Source organism: Pseudothauera rhizosphaerae, assembly GCF_004801305.1.
Taxonomy (GTDB): Bacteria; Pseudomonadota; Gammaproteobacteria; order Burkholderiales; family Rhodocyclaceae; genus Pseudothauera; species Pseudothauera rhizosphaerae.
The window spans coordinates 1-18164 of record NZ_SSOD01000026.1 but is presented as its reverse complement, the minus strand read 5'-3'; the positions used below and the strand labels follow the sequence as shown (position 1 = coordinate 18164).

General features: G+C 69.9%; 18 protein-coding genes. 5 read left to right on the top strand and 13 right to left on the bottom strand.

From position 1 onward, the window contains the following. Nucleotides 1–24: 24 nt before the first annotated feature. The 4 genes from nifE to E6O51_RS21120 all read left to right on the top strand — a co-directional run bounded on the left by nifE (nucleotide 25) and on the right by E6O51_RS21120 (nucleotide 4757). Nucleotides 25–1443: a nitrogenase iron-molybdenum cofactor biosynthesis protein NifE gene (gene nifE / locus E6O51_RS21135; RefSeq protein WP_136387012.1), complete on the top strand. Its 1419-nt coding sequence runs from the start codon at nucleotides 25–27 to the stop codon at nucleotides 1441–1443. A 17-nt stretch (nucleotides 1444–1460) separates the two neighbouring features. Further along, nucleotides 1461–2852 (top strand): nitrogenase iron-molybdenum cofactor biosynthesis protein NifN, encoded by a 1392-nt coding sequence (nifN, locus tag E6O51_RS21130; RefSeq protein WP_136387011.1) that lies wholly within the window; start codon nucleotides 1461–1463, stop codon nucleotides 2850–2852. A 254-nt stretch (nucleotides 2853–3106) separates the two neighbouring features. Then, on the top strand, nucleotides 3107–3919 hold the full coding sequence (locus E6O51_RS21125) for an amino acid kinase family protein (RefSeq protein ID WP_136387010.1): 813 nt from the start codon (nucleotides 3107–3109) through the stop codon (nucleotides 3917–3919). A 10-nt stretch (nucleotides 3920–3929) separates the two neighbouring features. Next, nucleotides 3930–4757: an amino acid kinase family protein gene (locus E6O51_RS21120; RefSeq protein ID WP_136387009.1), complete on the top strand. Its 828-nt coding sequence runs from the start codon at nucleotides 3930–3932 to the stop codon at nucleotides 4755–4757. 6 nt (nucleotides 4758–4763) lie between these two features. Here E6O51_RS21120 and E6O51_RS21115 read toward each other — a convergent pair whose 3' ends face one another. The 11 genes from E6O51_RS21115 to modA all read right to left on the bottom strand — a co-directional run bounded on the left by E6O51_RS21115 (nucleotide 4764) and on the right by modA (nucleotide 16761). Continuing rightward, nucleotides 4764–5546, bottom strand: a complete 783-nt coding sequence (locus tag E6O51_RS21115) for an ABC transporter ATP-binding protein (RefSeq protein WP_136387008.1) — start codon at nucleotides 5544–5546, stop codon at nucleotides 4764–4766. Between the two features lie 11 nt (nucleotides 5547–5557). Beyond that, entirely contained in the window at nucleotides 5558–6643 is a 1086-nt protein-coding gene (locus E6O51_RS21110) for a FecCD family ABC transporter permease (protein ID WP_230976872.1), read from the bottom strand. Then, a complete protein-coding gene (locus E6O51_RS21105; protein ID WP_136387007.1) occupies nucleotides 6643–7737 on the bottom strand; it encodes an ABC transporter substrate-binding protein in 1095 nt (364 codons plus the stop codon). Before E6O51_RS21105 ends, E6O51_RS21110 begins: the two co-directional genes overlap by 1 nt. Next, on the bottom strand, nucleotides 7737–9854 hold the full coding sequence (locus tag E6O51_RS21100; RefSeq protein ID WP_168735359.1) for a TonB-dependent receptor: 2118 nt from the start codon (nucleotides 9852–9854) through the stop codon (nucleotides 7737–7739). Before E6O51_RS21100 ends, E6O51_RS21105 begins: the two co-directional genes overlap by 1 nt. 558 nt (nucleotides 9855–10412) lie before the next feature. Next, the gene (locus tag E6O51_RS21095; RefSeq protein ID WP_211091485.1) at nucleotides 10413–11411 is read right to left on the bottom strand and encodes an ATP-binding cassette domain-containing protein; all 999 of its coding nucleotides are present in this window, start codon (nucleotides 11409–11411) and stop codon (nucleotides 10413–10415) included. Then, the gene (locus tag E6O51_RS21090; RefSeq protein ID WP_136387005.1) at nucleotides 11404–12105 is read right to left on the bottom strand and encodes a GTP-binding protein; all 702 of its coding nucleotides are present in this window, start codon (nucleotides 12103–12105) and stop codon (nucleotides 11404–11406) included. Before E6O51_RS21090 ends, E6O51_RS21095 begins: the two co-directional genes overlap by 8 nt. Further along, nucleotides 12102–13091 (bottom strand): ABC transporter substrate-binding protein, encoded by a 990-nt coding sequence (locus tag E6O51_RS21085; protein ID WP_136387004.1) that lies wholly within the window; start codon nucleotides 13089–13091, stop codon nucleotides 12102–12104. The genes E6O51_RS21090 and E6O51_RS21085 overlap by 4 nt, the downstream gene beginning before the upstream one ends. Next, a complete protein-coding gene (locus tag E6O51_RS21080) occupies nucleotides 13088–14086 on the bottom strand; it encodes an ABC transporter substrate-binding protein (RefSeq protein WP_211091484.1) in 999 nt (332 codons plus the stop codon). Before E6O51_RS21080 ends, E6O51_RS21085 begins: the two co-directional genes overlap by 4 nt. A 26-nt stretch (nucleotides 14087–14112) precedes the next feature. Then, nucleotides 14113–15180, bottom strand: a complete 1068-nt coding sequence (gene modC / locus E6O51_RS21075; RefSeq protein WP_136387002.1) for a molybdenum ABC transporter ATP-binding protein — start codon at nucleotides 15178–15180, stop codon at nucleotides 14113–14115. Continuing rightward, nucleotides 15177–15866 carry a molybdate ABC transporter permease subunit gene (modB, locus tag E6O51_RS21070; RefSeq protein WP_136387001.1) on the bottom strand — a complete coding sequence of 230 codons (690 nt, stop codon included), beginning with the start codon at nucleotides 15864–15866 and terminating at the stop codon, nucleotides 15177–15179. Before modB ends, modC begins: the two co-directional genes overlap by 4 nt. Before the next feature lie 127 nt (nucleotides 15867–15993). Continuing rightward, the gene (modA, locus tag E6O51_RS21065; RefSeq protein WP_136387000.1) at nucleotides 15994–16761 is read right to left on the bottom strand and encodes a molybdate ABC transporter substrate-binding protein; all 768 of its coding nucleotides are present in this window, start codon (nucleotides 16759–16761) and stop codon (nucleotides 15994–15996) included. Nucleotides 16762–17058: 297 nt separating this feature from the next. Here modA and E6O51_RS21060 point away from each other — a divergent pair, with 297 nt between their 5' ends. Beyond that, nucleotides 17059–17253, top strand: coding sequence for a Nif11-like leader peptide family natural product precursor (locus E6O51_RS21060; RefSeq protein ID WP_136386999.1), 195 nt, complete (start codon nucleotides 17059–17061; stop codon nucleotides 17251–17253). 121 nt (nucleotides 17254–17374) lie between these two features. On the opposite strand, the gene E6O51_RS21055 is transcribed toward E6O51_RS21060, so the two are convergent. Together E6O51_RS21055 and E6O51_RS21050 are read right to left on the bottom strand one after the other, a co-directional pair. After that, nucleotides 17375–17650, bottom strand: a complete 276-nt coding sequence (locus E6O51_RS21055) for a hypothetical protein (protein ID WP_136386998.1) — start codon at nucleotides 17648–17650, stop codon at nucleotides 17375–17377. Beyond that, on the bottom strand, nucleotides 17650–18164 hold a 515-nt coding region (locus tag E6O51_RS21050; protein WP_330997928.1), incomplete at its 5' end, for an AAA-type ATPase lid domain-containing protein. The genes E6O51_RS21050 and E6O51_RS21055, both read right to left, overlap by 1 nt.

Sequence of the window (18164 nt, the reverse complement as noted above, 5' to 3'; positions counted from 1 at the left end):
GACCCGCCCACAAGGAGAGCCGCCATGAACCCCAACGAGATCCAGGCCCTGCTGGACGAGCCGGCCTGCGCCCACAACAACAAGAGCAAGTCCGGCTGCGCCCGCCCGCAGCCCGGCGCCACCCAGGGCGGCTGCGCCTTCGACGGCGCGCGCAACGCGCTGCTGCCCATCGCCGACGTGGCCCACATCGTGCACGGCCCCATCGGCTGTGCCGGCAGTTCCTGGGACGCCCGCGGCACCCGCTCCAGCGGCCCCAACCTGTACCGCCGCGGCATGACCACCGACCTGTCGGACGTGGACGTGATCATGGGCCGGGGCGAGAAGCGCCTGTTCCATTCCATCAAGCAGGCCATCGACACCTACAGCCCGGCCGCCGTGTTCGTGTACGCCACCTGCGTGCCCGCCATGCACGGGGACGACATCGCCGCCACCGCCAAGGCCGCCGAAAAGCGCTGGGGCGTGCCGGTGATCCCGGTGGATTGCGCCGGCTTCTACGGCAACAAGAACCTGGGCAACCGCATTGCCGGGGACGTGATCTTCCGCCACGTCATCGGCACCCGCGAGCCCGAGCCGGTCTCGCCCCAGGCCCAGCGCCCCGGCATCCGCACCCGTGACATCAACCTGATCGGCGAATGGAACGTGGGCGGCGAGTTCTGGAACGTGGCGCCGCTGTTCGACGAACTGGGCCTGCGCATCCTGTGCACGCTGTCGGGCGACTCCCGCTTCCGTGAGATCCAGACCATGCACCGGGCCGAGGCCAACATGGTGGTGTGCTCCAAAGCCATGCTGCACGTGGCGCGCCAGTTGCACGAGCAGTACGGCGCGCCCTTCTTCGAGGGCAGCTTCTACGGCGTGGAGGACACCTCCGCGGCCCTGCGCGGCTTCGCCCGCCTGCTCGGCGATCCGGACCTCGCCGAGCGCACCGAGCGCGTGATCGCCCGCGAGGAGGCCCGCGTCGTGGCGGCCCTCGAACCCCTGCGCGCGCAACTGCAGGGGCGCCGGGTACTGATCTTCACCGGCGGCTACAAGTCCTGGTCCATCGTCGCGGCCATGCAGGAGATGGGCATGACCGTGGTCGCCACCGGCACCGAGAAATCCACCGAGGAAGACAAGGCCCGCATCCGCGCCCTGATGGGCCCGGACGCCCGCATGATCAGCGACAACGACCAGACCGCGCTGCTCGCCACCTTCCACGAGTGCCGCGCCGACATCCTGCTGGCGGGGGACCGCTACATCTACCCCACGCTCAAGTCCCGCGTGCCCTTCCTGGACATCGACCACGTGCGCGACATCGGCTACGCCGGCTACGACGGCATGATCGAACTGGCGCGGCGCATCGCCTCGGCCATCGACAACCCCATCTGGGAACAGGTGCGCCGCCCGGCGCCCTGGGACGTCCCGGCCGCCACCGCCCCCAGCGCCGCCGCGCTGGCCGCGGCCTGAAACGGAAGGAGCACGCCATGGCCAAAGTGAGTCTCTCGGGCAAGCCGCTGACGGTGAACCCCCTCAAAGTCAGCCAGCCGGTGGGGGCCTCGCTGGCCTTCCTCGGCCTGGCGCGCACCATGCCGCTGGAGCACGGCGCGCGGGGCTGCACCTCCTTCAACAAGCTCTTCTTCATGCGCCACTTCCGCGAGCCCATCGCGCTGCAGACCACGGCCATGGACCACGTGGCCACGGTGCTCGGCTCGGACGGCAACGTCATCGAGGCGCTGCTGACCATCGCCGCCAGGAACCGCCCCGACGTGGTTGGCCTCATCACCACCGGCCTGGCCGAAACCCAGGGCGTGGACATCGACGGCACCCTCAAGCAGTTCCGCCGCGACCACCCGGAGCACGCGGGCATGGCCGTGGTGCCGGTGAGCGCCACCGACACCCTGGGCTGCCTGGAGACCGGCTTCGCCCTGGCCGTGCGCGCCATCATCGACCACCTGGTGCCCAAGTCCCGCGTGGCCGGCCGCCGGCCCGACCAGGTCACGGTGCTGGCCTCGTCCATGCTCACCCCGGCCGACATCGAGGCCATCAAGGAATGGATCGCCGCCTTCGGCCTGCGGGCCATCGTGCTGCCGGACCTGGCCGATTCCGTGGACGGCCACCTCATCGAAGAGGGCTACGCCACGCTGACCTACGGCGGCACCACCCGGGAGGACATCGCCCGGGTGGGCGAATCCGCCGCCACGCTGGTCATCGGCAGCTCGCTGGACAAGGCCGCCGACCTGCTGCGGGAGCGCACCGGCGTGCCGGACTACCGCTTCGCCGGCCTGATGGGCCTCACCGACTGCGACGCCTTCGTCCACACCCTGAGCAGGATCTCCGGCCGCCCCGTGCCGCCCGCCATCGCCCGCCAGCGCTCCCAGTTGCAGGACGCCATCGTGGATTGCCACTTCACCCTGGCCGACGTGCCCGTGGCCATCGCCGCCGACGCCGACCTGCTGGCGAGCCTGGGGAACTACCTCGCCGACTTGGGGCTGCGCCTCGCCGCGGCGGTCGCCTCCGCGAACACTACCCAACTCACCGCGCTGTCCGCCGACGAAGTGGTGGTGGGCGATCTGGAAGACCTGGAGAACCGCGCCCGCGCCCAGGACGTCAGCCTGCTGGTCGCCAACTCCCACGGCGCCGAACTCTCCGCCCGCCTCAACCTGCCCCTGCTGCGCGCCGGCTTCCCCCTCTACGACAACGTGGGCGGCCACGCCCGCACCTGGGTCGGCTACCGCGGCAGCCGCCAGACCGTGTTCGAGCTCACCAACCTGCTCCTCGCCCGCCGGCGGGAGATTCCGCCCTACCGCTCCATCTACTGGCAGGGCACGGCGCGCGCGGAGGAGAGCTGGGAAGCCGCGGCGCCCTGCATCGTCTGAGGGAGGCGGAGGCCCGGCTGCCCCGATGTCGCCGATATGTATGGCTAAAGGTATATAGGGCAGGGGGCTCAACTGGGCTGGAATTTATATAGCGCGACGATCTATTCTTTTTTCTGTGACAGGTCCATCCCAGGACGTGTCGGACCGTCGCCGGGCGATTTCCCGAAGGACTTCCCGGATACCTCGCCGAGGTGTCGTCAGGGAGCTTCCGCCGGGAAATGCGCGGTGAATGAAAACGAAAAAGGAATTCCCCCATGACGAACACGACCACCGAGCTCGAAGAGCTCCTGATGCAGCGTTCGCTGACCGACCCGCAGTTGCAGGCGGCGGCGGAGGCAGCGGCTGATTTCCGCATCCTGCCGGATGCGACCGTGATCAAGATCGGCGGCCAGAGCGTCATCGACCGCGGCCGCGCGGCGGTCTATCCGCTGATGGACGAGATCGTCGCCGCGCGCGCAAAGCACCAGTTGCTGATCGGCACCGGCGCGGGCACACGGGCGCGGCATCTGTACTCCATCGCCGCCGGGCTGGGCCTGCCAGCGGGCGTGCTCGCCGGGCTGGGCGCCTCGGTGGCCGACCAGAACGCCGCCATGCTCGGGCAACTCCTCGCCAAACACGGCATTTCGCAGGTCAGCGGCGCCGGGCTGTCGGCCGTGCCGCTCTACCTGCAGGAAGTCAATGCGGTGGTCTTCAGCGGCATGCCGCCCTACCACCTGTGGACGCGCCCGGCCGCCGAGGGCGTGATCCCGCCCTACCGCACGGACGCGGGCTGTTACCTCATGGCCGAGCAGTTCGGCTGCAAGGCGATGATCTTCGTGAAGGACGAGAACGGCCTCTACACCGCCAACCCCAAGACCGACAGGAACGCCGCCTTCATCCCGAAGATTTCGGTGGACGAGATGAAGGCCAGGGGGCTGCACGACTCCATCCTGGAATTCCCCATGCTCGACCTGCTCAAGGCGGCAAGGCACGTCCGCGAGGTGCAGGTCATCAACGGCCTCGTCCCCGGCAACCTGACCCGCGCGCTCGCAGGCGAGCACGTCGGCACCATCATCACCGCGAGCTGAGGATACCGCCATGAGCACCAACACCATCAAGCACGTCGCCTCCCCGCTCGCGCGCCAGACCCTGCTGGACGGCGATCTCACCCGCCCGGTCGCGGGCCGGCGCCCGATCCGCATCCTGCCCTGGCTGCAGGTCGTCAAGATCGGCGGGCGTTCCATCATGGACCGGGGCGCCGAGGCCATCCTGCCCATCGTGGACGAGATCCGCAAGCTGCTGCCCGAACACCGCCTGCTGATCCTCACCGGCGCCGGCATCCGCGCCCGCCACCTCTACGGCGTGGGCCTGGACCTGGGCCTGCCGGTGGGCTCGCTGGCGCCGCTGGCCGCGAGCGAGGCGGGACAGAACGGCCACATCCTCGCCGCGATGCTCGCGCCGGAGGGCGTGTCCTACGTGGAGCACCCGACCATCGCGAGCCAGCTCGCCATCCACCTCACCGCGACCCGCGCCGTGGTGGGCAGCGCCTTCCCGCCCTATCACCACCACGAGTTCCCCAATTCGCGCCTGCCGATCCACCGGGCCGATACGGGCGCCTTCCTGCTCGCCGACGCGCTGGGCGCGGCCGGCCTCACCATCGTGGAGGACGTGGATGGCGTCTACACCACCGATCCCAAGGGGCCCGGCGGCGAGCAGGCGCAATTGCTGAGCGAGACCAGCGTCGCCGACCTCGCGAAGCTCCAGGGCACGCTGCCCTTCGACCGGGCGCTGCTGGAAGTCATGGCGACGGCGCGCAACATCGGCCACGTGCAGGTCGTGAACGGCCTCGTGCCCGGCCGCCTCACCGCCGCGCTGCGCGGGGAGCACGTGGGGACCCTCATCCACACGGGCGCTTCCGCGGCCTGACCCGCCTCATCCCACGGCCGGCACGCACAGGTGCGAACGCCGGCCGTCGCGGCGGGTGATGGCGTGGATCTCGGTGGCGACGCCGTAGGTGTCGCGCAGGTAGCTTTCGGTGATGACCGCCTCGGGCTCGCCGATGGCGTGGCGCTTGTCCCGGTCCAGCACCAGCGCACGGGTGGCGTACATCAGCGCGTGGTCGGGGTGGTGGGTCGTCAGGATCACGGCGAGTTCGTGTTCCACCGCGACGCGGCGGACGTGGGCCAGCACCTTCAACTGGTTGCCGTAGTCCAGGTTGGAGGTGGGCTCGTCCATCACCAGGATGTGCGGCTGCTGGGCGAGTGCCCGGGCGATGAGCACGAGCTGGCGCTCGCCGCCGCTGATCTCCGTGTAGCAGGCGCTACCCAGCGCGGCGATGCCCAGGGCGTCGAGGGCCGCGTCGGCGATCCTGCGGTCCTGGGCGCCGGGCGAGGCGAACAGGCCGTGGTGGGCGATCCGGCCCATGGCGACCACGTCGCGCACGCGGAAAGGGAAGGGCGGCGTATGGGCCTGCGGCACGTAGCCGATCCAGCGCGCCAGGCGCGGGCGGGGCCAGTGGGCCACGTCCTCGCCGTCGATGAGGATCTGGCCGCCCTGGCGCGGGATCAGGCCCAGGATGGTCTTGAAGAGCGTGGTCTTGCCCACGCCGTTGGGGCCGAGCAGGCACAGCAACTCGCCTTCGCGCAGCGTGAAGCCGATGTCGGCGAGCACCGCCCGGTGCCCGTAGCCGCAGTGCAGGTGGTGGATTTCCAGCATGCCGGGTTCCTTCAGTTCCAGCCGCGGCGGCTGTGCCTGAGCAGGTAGAGGAAGAAGGGCGCGCCGACGATGGCGGTGACGATGCCCAGGGGGATCTCCACCGCGAACAGCGACCGGGCGAAGTCGTCCACGGCGAGCAGGAAGCCGCCGCCCATCACCGTCGACACCGGGATCAGCACGCGGTGGTCGGGGCCCACCAGCATGCGCGCGAGGTGGGGCACCACCAGGCCCACGAGGCCGATGATGCCGCTGATGGCGACCGCCGCGGCGGTGACCAGGGTGGCACAGACGATCACCAGCAAACGCACGCGGCCGGTCTCCAGCCCCAGGGCGCGGGCTTCCTCGTCGCCGAAGCACAGCACGTTGAGCGTCCAGCCCATGGCCATCAGCGCGGCGATGCCGAGCACGATGGGCAGGGCCGCCGCGGCCAGATCGGGCATGTCGATGGAAGCCAGGCTGCCCATCAGCCAGAAGGTGATGGCCGGCAGGGTGTCCAGCGGGTCGGCGGCGAACTTGACCAGGGAGACGAAGGCCGTGAACAGCGTGCCCACGACGATGCCGGCCAGCACCATCACCAGCACCGGATCGCCGCGCCGGGCGATGGCGGCGCCGATGGCCCAGGTGGTGGCCACCGCGGCCAGGCCCCAGACGAAGGCCATGAGCTGGATCCCCACCATGCCATAGCCGAACAGGATGGCGAGCGCCGCGCCGAAACCGGCCCCCGCCGATACGCCCAGGATGCCGGGCGACACCATGGGGTTGCGGAACAGGCCCTGGTAGGCCGCGCCCGCGACCGACAGGGCGGCGCCCACCAGCAGCGCGGCGAGGATGCGCGGCAGGCGGATGCCCAGCACCACGGTTTCGGTGTTGCCGTCCCAGGTGGGTGTGAGCGGGACCACCTGGGAGGCGAGGATGGCGAGGGCCGTCCCCGGCGCGACGGGATAGCGCCCGACCGCGAAGGAGACGACGAAGATCACGCCGAGCGCGAGGAGCAGCAGGACGAAGCGCAGCGGCAGGGCGGCCATGCCGTGGCGCCCGTCCGTGGCGTCCGCCGCCGGCGCGTGCGGCGCCGGGGCGCTGCGGGAGCCGGCGTCCATCACCGGCCTTCCTGTGCGGGCAGGGCTGCGGGGGTGGCGAGGCCGAGCAGGTAGCGGGCGTCGTCCTCGCCGATCTCGTGGTGGAGGAAGAGGCGCGAGTATTCCCGCGTCAGCGCCACCATGTCGTGGGTGAACACCTCCGGGTAGAGCCGCTGCGCCAGCCACAGGGTGCCGATGACGCGGTTGCTGCCCGGCGGGCGGTCGAACCAGCTGTAGGGCAGCCAGGGGATCTGCACCACCCTGCCGGCCGCGACCGCGTCGATGCGCCGCCACAGGGGATCGTCCACGATGGCGTGGTACGTCGTCTGGCGCTCCGCGCCCGGCGTCCACACCAGGATCAGGTCCGGCCGCCACAGGTAGATCTGTTCCAGCGTGACCTTGTGCATGCCTTCGCCCGCGGCGTTCTCCACCTCGGCCACGTTGATGCCGCCCACGTAGTCCAGCACCTGGGTGTGGCTGGAGCCGGCGCCGTTGGTGGACAGGCCGTCCGGCCCTTCCGCGTAGTAGGCGCGCACCCGCTGCGCGGCGGGGATGGCGCGCGCCCGTTCGGCGATGGGGTCCACGTGGCGGACCACGTAATCCACCAGCTTGCCGGCGTGCTCCTTGCGTTCCAGCACGTCGCCGAGGAAGGCGAGGGAGTCCTTGATGCGCAGCAGATCCTGGTCGATCAGCACCACCGGGACGCCCAGCCGGGCCTCCATGCGCTTCGCGGCTTCGGCGGCATTGGGACGGGTCTCCATGACCACCACGTCGGGCCTCATCTTCAGCACTTCCTCGTCGGACAGCCGGTTGCCCGTGGCGGGCACGACCTTGCCCTCGTAGAACAGCGGCGAGACGAAGCGCCGGGCCGGACCCTTGCCGGCGGCCCAGCCGTAGTTGTTGGCGAGCTTGTCCGGGGCCACCGCGCCCACGATGGGGATGCAGTGGCCCACCGCATAGACGCGTTCCACGCGGTCGGGCAGCGTGATCTGGCGGCCGGCCATGTCGGTGATGGGGCGTTCGGCGTGGGCGGAGGCCGCCAGCAGGGCGCCCAGGCCCAGGGCCAGGACTTGGCGCCCCCACGGACGCCGGTTGGCGAGGGTCGGCGCAGCCATCAGAATTCCATCCCCACTTCGATGCCCCAGGTGGCGCCCACGTCGGCGATGGCGCCGTTGGACTGGGACCAGGCCGGGCCGCCGGCGCCCGTCTTGTGGCGGGTGAAGTAGTGCTCGTCGGTGATGTTCTGGCCATAGAGGGAGACGGTGACGCCGTGGCCGAATTTGCGGCTCACGTTGAGGTTGACCGTGGTGAAGGCGGGCACGGGCAGGCAGGTACCGTCCGGTGCGCTGCCGGTGGCGCCGGTCTTGTAGAAGTGGCAGTACTCCTCCACCCGGAGCACGCTGAGGGTGCCGCTCCAGGCACCGTAAGCCGCGTTCAGGCGGGCGGTGTAGCGGTTCTCGGGCGTCTCCACGTTGTTGGTGCCGAGCTCGACGGAATCGTCCTTGAAGCGGCTCCAGCCCAGCTCGTAGCCCAGCATGTCGTTGGCGAAGCGGCCCTTCAGGGCGAGTTCGAAGCCCTTGCGGGTCACCTTGTCGGCCGTGGTGTAGACGCTCAGGTTCTCGTAGAGGCCCGTGTCCGGGTTGAAGACCGGGATGGCGGGCGCGCTGGCATCCGCCACCTTGGCGTCCTCGATGAGGTAGTAGAAGGGCGTGAAGGAGACGTTCAGGGCTGGGTAGAGCCGCGCGTCCACGCCCAGTTCCCAGCGGTGAAGCTTCTCGTCCGGCAGGCTCTTGTCGTCGACGGTGGTGATGGTGTCCGGCGTGGGCGTCTTGCTCCAGGCATAGCGGCCGCTGAGGCGCCAGACCGGGTTCACCTGCCAGGCCGTGCCCAGGGCGGCCAGCCAGGCCTTGTCGGTCCAGGTGTCGTCCGAGAGCTTCATGGTGCTGCCGTCGGAGCCGTACTTGTCGCCGCCCTTGCTGACGTGCTTCTTGTCCATCCGGATGCTGCCGTCGATGGACCAGGCCGGTGTGATGCGGAACTCGTCCGTCAGGTAGAGGCCGTAGATTTCCTCTTCCCGGGGCTTGGGCTCGGCGGTGGCGAGCCATTCCGTGACCTGGGTGTATTCGACGCGCTGGGCGCCCGCCTTGAAGGTGTTCCGTTCGCCCGTGATGGTGTGGGACAGGTGCAGGTCGGTGGACTCGTCCTTGAAACGGCGGCCGGGAATCGTCGCGGGGTCCGCGGTGGTGGTGTAGTACCAGGCCGTGCCGTCCGCCTTGCTGCGGCCCCAGGTGAGGGCGGTGGTGTGGCGCTCGTTCCAGTAGCGGGCCAGGTTGAGGGTGAAGACCTCCATGTCGCGAGGGTCGTACTCCCACAGTTCGGCCCCGAGCTGCCCCTTCTTCAGGCCGGACGTGGGATCGCTGGAGACCCCGATATAGCGCTGGATTTCCCGGGCACCCTGGTTCACGAAGACCGAGGCCATGGCCATGAAGGCGTCGTCCTTCCAGCCGCCGTTGAGCATGTAGGTATCGGAGTCGTAGGCGTTGTTCCAGTTGTTCTTGCCGTTGCTCTCGGAATGCTGGTAGCCGCCCCCGAGTTGCAGGCGGCCGTCCGCCCAGGACTGCTTGAAACCGCCGCTGGCCTTCCAGGTGTCGTGGGTGCCGTAGCTGGCCTTCACCTGGGCGCTGTCTTCCGTGCCGGCCTTGCGGAGGGTGTTGATGACCACCACGCCCTGGTTCTGGGTGCCGACCCGGGAGCCGAAGCCCATCACCGGCAGGATGCTGAGCACCGAGGCATCGCGGATGAACTGGATGGATTCGATGATGCCCACCGGAATGTCCCCCACCACCCGCTGGGCCTGGGTGCCGGTGAGGTACACCCCGTCGATGAGGAAGCTGACGTTGCCGCCCCGGTTGCTGGAGAAGTTGTTGATGCGCGAGCCCTGGCGGGTGATGCTCATGCCCAGGGTGGTTTCCATCAGGTCGAAGACGTCCCGGGGCCGCAGGGCTTCGATGTCTTCCCGGGTGAAGGTCTGTTCCGCCTGGACACTGACGGGTAGGGCGGTGCGCTCGGACGGCGGCAGGCTGGAATAGGGCAGGGCGTCGGGGGATTCCTGGACCACCAGGGGAGCGAGCACCGGTTCGGCGGCGAGGACGGCGCCGGCCTGCAGCAGGCCGGCACAGGCGAGCGACAGGGGGCGCAGACTTGGCAGGGGGCGGAGCGTGCGGGGTTTCATGGCGGGCACTGGACCTTTAGTTGTGGTGTAGGGACGGCAACGGCTGACGGAACCGCTGCGCCAGCGCTTGCGCTGGCGCATTTGGAACGGGTCCTGCATCGCTATCCCGTTTGGCAAAGGCCATGCCACCGGTCTGGCGCGTACGTGGGGGTAAGAAAGGGGAATTCGGTACATGGATGTCGAGCTTGGCGGGGTACGCCGGTAACGCCACTGTTCGGTCGCGTCACGGCAAACGCCACATTCGTACCAATCCGTTCGCCGTCGGCCCGGGGGCGCCAATACGGTTCAGCCAAGCCCGGCAAAGCCCCTCTCCCCTCGCGGGAGAGGGGTTGGGGAGAGGGGGCTGGGCCAGCCAGGCTGCCATGAACTGCTTTACGCCCCCTGCGGGGCGCCCCCTCTCCCCGGCCCTCTCCCGCGAGGGGAGAGGGGGCAGGAGTTCGAGGCGGTTTGCTTGACTGAACCGTATTGTCCTGTGGAGCGGGCTTGCCCGCGATGCGGCGGTTCTTTGCGTGAATGACGCCGCATCGTGGGCAAGCCCGCTCCTACAAGCTTCCGCCTTCAGAACCGCAGGCGGCTCCAGGCTTCATCCAGGGGCTCGCCGCGGCGCAGGGCCTCGCGCAGGCCAGCCAGGCTGCGGTCGAAGCGGGCCAGGCGCTGCGCGCATTCCCGCTCCGCGGGGCTGGCCTCGATCACCCGGGCCACCGCGCCGTTGCGGATCACCAGGCGGCGGTGGCCGGACAGGGCCAGCAGCGGGTCGTGGGTGGAGAGCAGCACGATCTTGCCCTTCTCCACGAACAGGTTCAGGGCGCGGCCGCGGTCCACGCCGGCGTTCTCGATCTCGTCGATGAGCACCACGGGCTTGGGGCTGAGCAGGGCCGCGTCGGCGATCATCAGGGCGCGGGACTGGCCGCCGGAGAGCTGGGTCAGCGGCGTGTCCGCGCCGAAGGGTTCACCCGCCATGGCCACGGCCGCGTCCAGCACGCGGCGCACGGCCTCGTCGGCGTCCTCCAGGGCGCGGCTCTCCGCGTGCAGGTGGAGGAAGTCGGCCACCGCCAGGTCCATGACGAAGTTCATGTTCTGGGTGATCTGGGCCACCAGGCGGGCCTCGCCGGAAAAGCGCCATTGCGGGTCGGGCGCCGAGCCGTCCACCAGCACCCGGCGGCGGGAGGGCGTGTCGCCCTGGGCCAGGCATTCGATGTCGGCCAGCAGGCGGCTCTTGCCCGAGCCGGTGGGGCCGACGATGCACACCACCTCGCCGGGCACCAGATGCAGGGTGTGGGCCTCGGGGCTGCCGTCCTTGGCCCGGCCGGGCAGGATGTCGAGCGAACGCAGCGCGGCCGGCTGGCGGGCGGCGATGTGGCGCGCGGCGACGAAGGCGGCCAGCCCTTCGGCCAGGCTGTCGGCGGTCCAGCCGCCCAGGTCGCGCTGCTGCCAGGGCAGGCTGTCCCAGTAGGCGGCCAGGTCCATGCCGGGGGTGGGGTCGGGCAGGCCGTTCACGCGGAAGAATTCGATGCTCGCCGGATCGTCCGGCAGGGTGGCAGTGCGGGGCTCAGGCACGTTCGGCGGCCTCCATGTCCATGCGGCGGATCACGCCGCGCTGGTAGTCGCGGCCGATGCGGGTCTGGCCGAAGCAGTAGGAGCACACCGCCGAGGGCAGGGAAAAGCGCAGGCGGCCGCCGGTCAGCTCCTGGTCCTGCGGCGCCTCGTTCCACAGGCGGGCGACCTCCCAGGTGCCCTGGCCGGTGATGCCGTTGGCGAACAGGATGCGCGCCTTGCCATTGACCTGCCGCACCCGGTGGGCGAAGACCTCGCGCTCGGCCTGGCTAACGATGTCGCCCTTGGTGATGACCACCAGGTCGGCGGTCTTGAGCATGGGGCCGATCTTGCGCGGCGTGTCCACGCCGGCCAGGTTGTCCAGCACGCAGCAGGCGTACAGGCTACGCACGTGGGGCGCGCAGCGGTTGCACAGCCCGGCCGATTCGCTGACCAGCAGGTCGAGTCCCTGCTCGCGGCCCCAGGCGGCGCAGTCCTCGATGTTGTTGACGAAGAAGTGGTCGGGGCAGGTGTTGCCGGCCAGCCCGGTGAGCGCCGGAAAGCCGGCCGCCCGGTAGCGCTTGCCGTCCTGGCTGGCGAGGCAGTCGAACTTGACCACGCCGGCCTTGACGCCTTCGTCCTGCAACTGGCGCAGCACCTTGAGGGCCACGGAGGTCTTGCCGGAGGAGGGCGGTCCGGCCAGGGTGATGAGTTTCATCGGCTGTATCCTCGATGGAAATGGGCGCTGGCGGCGCGGATCGTGTCGTCCAGCGCGGGGTCCCGCGCGGCCTGCCAGCCGAGCCAGCGCAGGCGGCCGGGCACGGGCCGGGTGGCGCGCCTGCCGTCGGCCGGTATGCAGTGGATGTTTTCCAGTTGCCCATTCCATTGCGGGCCGTGGAGAAAGTCGAAGACGGCCGCGGCGGAGGGGCCGGCGTCGCGCTTGCCGAGCAGCAGCAGGGGCGTGGCGTAGGCGCCTTCCTCGGGCCAGACGATGCGGGTGGTGTCCCGGTGGATGTTGTTCTCCGCCCAGAAACGGGGCAGCACGTAGAGGGCGGCCCGCCGCGGGCTGCGGCTGCCGGCGGCGCGGGCCATCTCGGCGCCGCCCTGGATGGCCACGGTGTTGCGCCCCAAGGCTTCCAGCGCGGCGGGCGTGCAGTCCCGCGCCAGGTTGGCGAGGATCAGCGGGTTGGGGCCGTGCTCGTCGCCGTTGAGGACGATGTCGCGCTCGTAGCGGGGGTGGAGCAGATCGGACCAGTGGCGTGGCAGCGGGCGGGTGCCGAGCATTTCCAGGTCCGCCAGGATCAGCCAGCAGGCACAGGCGTGGACGTGGACCAGGCCCTCCGGATCGGCCAGCCCGGCCTCGCCGAACTCGGGGCGCAGGGGGAGGGGTGGCAGCGGCGCGAACGTGCCCCGCCAGCGGTCGAGGAAATCCCGGCGGGCGAAGTAGCGCGGCCCGGCGTCGGCGATCAGGCCGGGCAGTTCGTCCGCGTGCCGGGCGTCGCGGAAATGGTGGTAGGGCGCGGGGTTCAACTGGCGGGGCACGTACCAGGCCGGGGCCATGCCGCGGGTGTGGAAGTGGGCCGCGAGCTGGCGGCGCAGCTCGCGCACCAGGGGCGGGATGGACAGGCCGTAGAAGTCCAGCCGCCGCGCGGGGCCGCCTTCGTCCTCGGGAAAGACCGGTTCCTCGGCCTCCGCGGGGATCACGGCGCCAGCATCCTGTGCAGGGCGTCTTCCGGCGGCGTGACGCCGAAGAACAGTTCGTTGAAGCGGCGCGCCTCCACGTGGATGGGGGTGTGGAAACGTGTGGGGTGGAGCAGGCGGGCGAGCCACTGGGCGCCCAGGGCGCGCATGAAGGAGGGCGGACGGTCGAACCAGTTGAAGGGCAGCGTAGGGCTGGCGTACAGCCGGCCTTCGCGCACGGCGCGCAGCTTCTGCCACAGCGGCCGGGCGGCCAGTTGTTCGGCGGTGCGCCGGTCGCGGGCGAGGATCACGTCCGGGTCCAGGGCCAGCAGGGTTTCCATGTCCACCTGCTGGCTGTGGGAGAGGCCGCCGCCAGGGCATTCCAGGGCCGGCCGGCCGCCGGCCAGGCGGATGACTTCCAGGCGGGTGGAGGCGCTGCACTGGGTGGTCAGGCCGTCCGGGCTTTCCGCGTAGTAGACGCGCGGCCGGGCCTCGTCCGGCAGGCCGGCCAGGGCGGCGGCGAGGCGGGCCTGGCTGTCTTCCAGGTAGCGGGCCAGCGCTTCGGCCCGCTCGCCGCGGCCCAGCGCCGCGCCCAGCAGGCGGAAGGTGGCCGGGTGCCGGGCCAGGACTTCGCCCTCCACCAGCAGCAGGGGTTTGCCGATGCGCGCCATGACGGTTTCGGCGCGCGCCTGGGTGATGCCGTGCCAGCCCACCACCAGGTCCGGCGCCGTGGCGAGGATGCGCTCGCCGTCCAGGCTTTCCAGCACGCGGACCACGGGCAGGCGGGCCAGTTCCGGCGGCAGGAATCCGGCCGCGCCTTCGGGCAGGTCGAAGGCCAGGCCGACGAGCAGGTCCGGAGCCAGCGCGGCCAGGGTGACGGTGACGGAGGTTACGGCGGGGAAGATCCTGTGCGGATGCGCCGGGATGTCGATCTGGCGGCCCGCCATGTCGGTGAAGGGGCGGGCCTGGGAGGGCAGGGCGGCGAGCGTGAGCAGTACCGCCAGCAGCAGGGATCTCATCGTGGTTTCCATGGAGAGGGAGGGATTCAGCCGAGGGCCACGGTCTTCACCAGGGCGTACAGATTCTGGCCGGCATGCAGGCCCAGCAGCCGCGCCGAACGGCAGGAGATGCGCGACAGCAGCACCTGCCCGCCCAGGGCGAGGCGGACCAGCAACTGGCTGGGGACGAGGCCGGGCTGGGTGTCGAGCACGGTCACGGCGAGGCAGTTGAGGATGCTGGTGTCCGCGGGCGGCTGCAGGGCCAGGCCCACGTCCCGCGCCAGGATGCGCACCCGCACGGCCTGGCCGGGGTTGCCGGGGTGGCGGGCGATCAGCAGGGGCTGGCCCTCCACCTCCAGTTCGGAGAGTTCGTCGCCCGCGTCCGCCGTGCGCAGGCGCGCCTCCAGCGCAGTGGAGGCGCTCTCGGTCCTGACGAAGGGCAGTTCGCGGCCGGTCAGCATGGCCTGCAGTCCGCCCTGGGCGATCACCTTGCCGTTGTCGATCAGCACCACGTGGTCGGCCAGGCGGATCACCTCGTCGATGGCGTGGCTGACGTAGATGATGGGAATCTGCAGTTCGTCCCGCAGGCGCTCCAGGAAGGGCAGGATTTCCTCCTTGCTGGCCGCGTCCAGGGAAGCCAAGGGCTCGTCCATCAGCAGCAGTTCCGGGCTGGTGAGCAGCGCCCGGCCCAGGGCCACGCGCTGGCGCTGGCCGCCGGAGAGCTGGTCCGGGCAGCGCCCCAGCAGGGTTTCCAGGCCCAGCAGGGCGACGATCTCCTCGCAGTGGAAGTGCCGCTTTTCCTCCGCCACGCGGCGGTAGCCGTATTCCAGGTTGCCCCGCACGCTGAGGTGGGGGAACAGGCTGGCCTCCTGGAACACGTAGCCCAGCGGGCGCTTCCAGGTGGGGACGAAATCCTTGCCCTGCTGCCAGGTCTCGCCCCTGAACGCGAGGTAGCCGCCGCGCTGGCGCTTCAGCCCGGCGATGCAGCGCAGCAGCGTGGTCTTGCCCGAGCCGGAGCGGCCGAAGAGCGCGGTGACGCCGCGGGCCGGCAGCTCCAGCGCGGCCTGCAGGATGAAGCTGCCCCGGTCCACGGTGAAATCGAGTTTCAGGCTCATGCCATGCCCGCGACCTTGTAGCGCCGGTTGAGGGCGAAGATCAGCATCAGCAGGATGAAGGAGGAGGCCACCAGCAGCAGGGAGAGCGAATGGGCGGCGCCGTAGTTCATCGTCTCCACGTGGTCGTAGATGGCGATGGAGGCTACCTTGGTGGCGCCGGGGATGCTGCCGCCGATCATCAGGATCATGCCGAACTCGCCGAAGGTATGGGCGAAGGAGAGCACGAAGGCGGAAAGGAAGCCCCGCCGCGAAAGGGGCAGGATGACGCTGACGAAGCGGTCCCAGGGCGAGGCGCGCAGGGTGTTGGCCACTTCCGAGACGCGGATGCCGGTGGAGGCGAAGGCGTTCTGCAGCGGATGCACCACGAAGGGCAGGGAAAAGAACATGGAGCCGATGACGATGCCGGTGAAGGTGAAGGCCAGGTGGCGGTAGCCCAGGGATTCGAGCAGCCCGCCCACCCAGCCGTGGGGGCCGAACAGCACCAGCAGGTAGAAGCCCATCACCGTGGGCGGCATCACCAGCGGCAGCGCCACCAGGGTTTCGACGACGATCCTGCCCTTCCACTTGGTGCGCGCCAGCCACCAGGCCAGCGGCGTGGCGAGCACCACCAGGACTACCGTGCCCACGGTGGCGAGCTTCAGCGTGATCCAGTAGGCGGTGAGGTCGGCTGCGGTGAGTCCGAACATGGCGGTGCCTCGCTGGGTGATAGGGACCGGGCGCCAGAGACCGTTCGGGCTGAGCCTGTCGAAGCCCGATTGGCTCCAACGCCCTTCGACAGGCTCAGGGCGAACGGTGTCGCCTCGGTGCTGCGGGTCACTCGGGGATGGTGTAGCCGGCGGCCTTGATGATTTCCGCACCCCGCGGGCTGCGCACCCAGGCGAGGAATTCCCGGGCCAGCTCGGGCTCCTTCGTGCTCTTGACGATCAGCGCCTGCTGCACGATGGGCGAATACAGCGCCGCGGGCGGAAACCAGTGGGAGCCGGGAATGCTGCCGTCCGGCTGAAGCACCTGCGCCAGCGCGACGAAGCCCAGGTCCGCGGCGCCGGAGGCGGTCTGGCTGTGCACCTGGCCCACGCTGTTGGGCTGGACGATGCGCTTCTGTTCGATCAGCTTGTCGCGCACGCCCAGCGCGCCCATGACCTGGTGGCCGGCGGTGCCGTAGGGGGCGATGTCCGGGTTGGAGACGGCGATGTGGTGCCAGTCGTCCTTCTTCAGCACTTCGCCCTGGGCGTCCACCCGGCCGGGCGTGGCCGACCACAGCACCAGCACGCCCTGGGCGTAGCTGAAGCGCGAACCGGGCAGCGCCAGGCCGTCCTTCAGGTCCAGGGTCTCGGGGTTCTTCACGTCGGCGGAGAACCACACGTCGTAGGGCGCGCCGTTGGCCAACTGGGCATAGGCCGGACCGGCGGAGACGCCGCTCAGGGTCACGGTGTGGCCGGTGTTCTTCTCGAACTCGGCGGCCAGGGTCTGCAGCGTGCCGAGGAAGTTGGTGGCGACGACGATCTTGAGTTCCTTGGCGTGCACGCTGGCGGAGAGCAGGGCGGCGAGCAGCCAGGCGAGGACATGGCGGGTCTTGAACATGGCGGATTTCCTTGCGTTCGTGGATGGGACGGCGACATTCGGCAAGGGCAATCCGCGTGCCACGGGCGCGGGGCGTTCGGCGATGTACGGAAATCGGATTTGGTACGCCCGGGTGCGGAAAAGAAGCGTTCCTGCGCCGGCCGGATGTTCGCGGGCGTACGCGGACGAACGGTTTCCGTTCCGAATCGTTACGTCTTTCGGGATAAGTCGCCGCCCGGGCGGGCATGGGCCGGCGTGGCACATGTTTCGCTACGGCGGAGTACGCGAGTTTGCGTGTCGAACGAGGAGAATGCAGCGATGAGCGTCGAATCCGCCGTGGCCTACATCAAGCGCATGCGCAGCGACGAGGAATTCCGCCAGGCCGTCAACGCCTACGACGGGGATGAAGCCGTATGGGCCTTCGTCGCCAGTGAAGGCTTCGAGTTCACGATGATGGAGTTCAAGCAGGCCCAGGACGTGATCTACCAGGAGTACGGCATCACGCCGATGTGAAGCGAACGCGCTTTCCTTGTAGGAGCGGCCTTGGCCGCGATGCGGCGTTCATTTTTCCATAGGCCGAATCGCGGCCAAGGCCGCTTCTACGGGGGCGGCTGTCCATGCCCTGTGACGGGCGCTAGGCGTCCTTCGCCTGCGCCGCTTCCCAGTCCCGGGCCAGGATCGCGTAGTGCTGGGACAGGGCCTCGGCCAGGGCCTCGATGGCGGCGATGAGCTCTTCCTTGCGCTCGTCGATCTCGCCGTCGGGCCGCTCGGCGCGCCGGTCTAGCCAGGCCCGGGCCTGCTGCAGGGCGTGCTCGGCTTCTTTCGTCGCCTGGTCGATCAGGGACTTGCTGCCCAGGCGGCGGGAGCCGGCCAGGCGGTTGATGGCGTTCTGGATGCCACGGGTCTTCATCAGCAGGCCTCCCTCTTGGCCGAACCGCGGAAATCGTGGTGGTCCAGCTTGTATTTCTCCATGCGCAGGCCCAGGGTGCGGCGGGTCAGGCCGAGTTGGGTGGCTGCCGCGGTCATGTTGCCCTGGTGCACCTTCAGCGCCTCCACGATCATTTCGTATTCGATGGCGTTGAGCCGCATCTCCAGGCTGCCTTCGCCCGACACCTCGGCGACCACCGGCGACTGCAGGGAGGGCGGCAGGTTGTAGCCGTGGATCACCCCGTCCTCGGCGAGCAGCATGGCCCGCTCGATGACATTCTCCAGCTCGCGCACGTTGCCGGGCCAGTGGTAACAGGTGAGCATGTTCAGTGCCGGCGTGGAGATGCGATGCACCGCGATGCCCATGTCGGCCGAGAAGCGCGCCACGAAGTGGTCGGCCAGGGCCACGATGTCCCCGCCCCGTTCCCGCAGCGGCGGGATGGTGATCGGGAACACGTTGAGCCGGTAGTAGAGGTCCTCCCGGAAGCGCCCCTCCG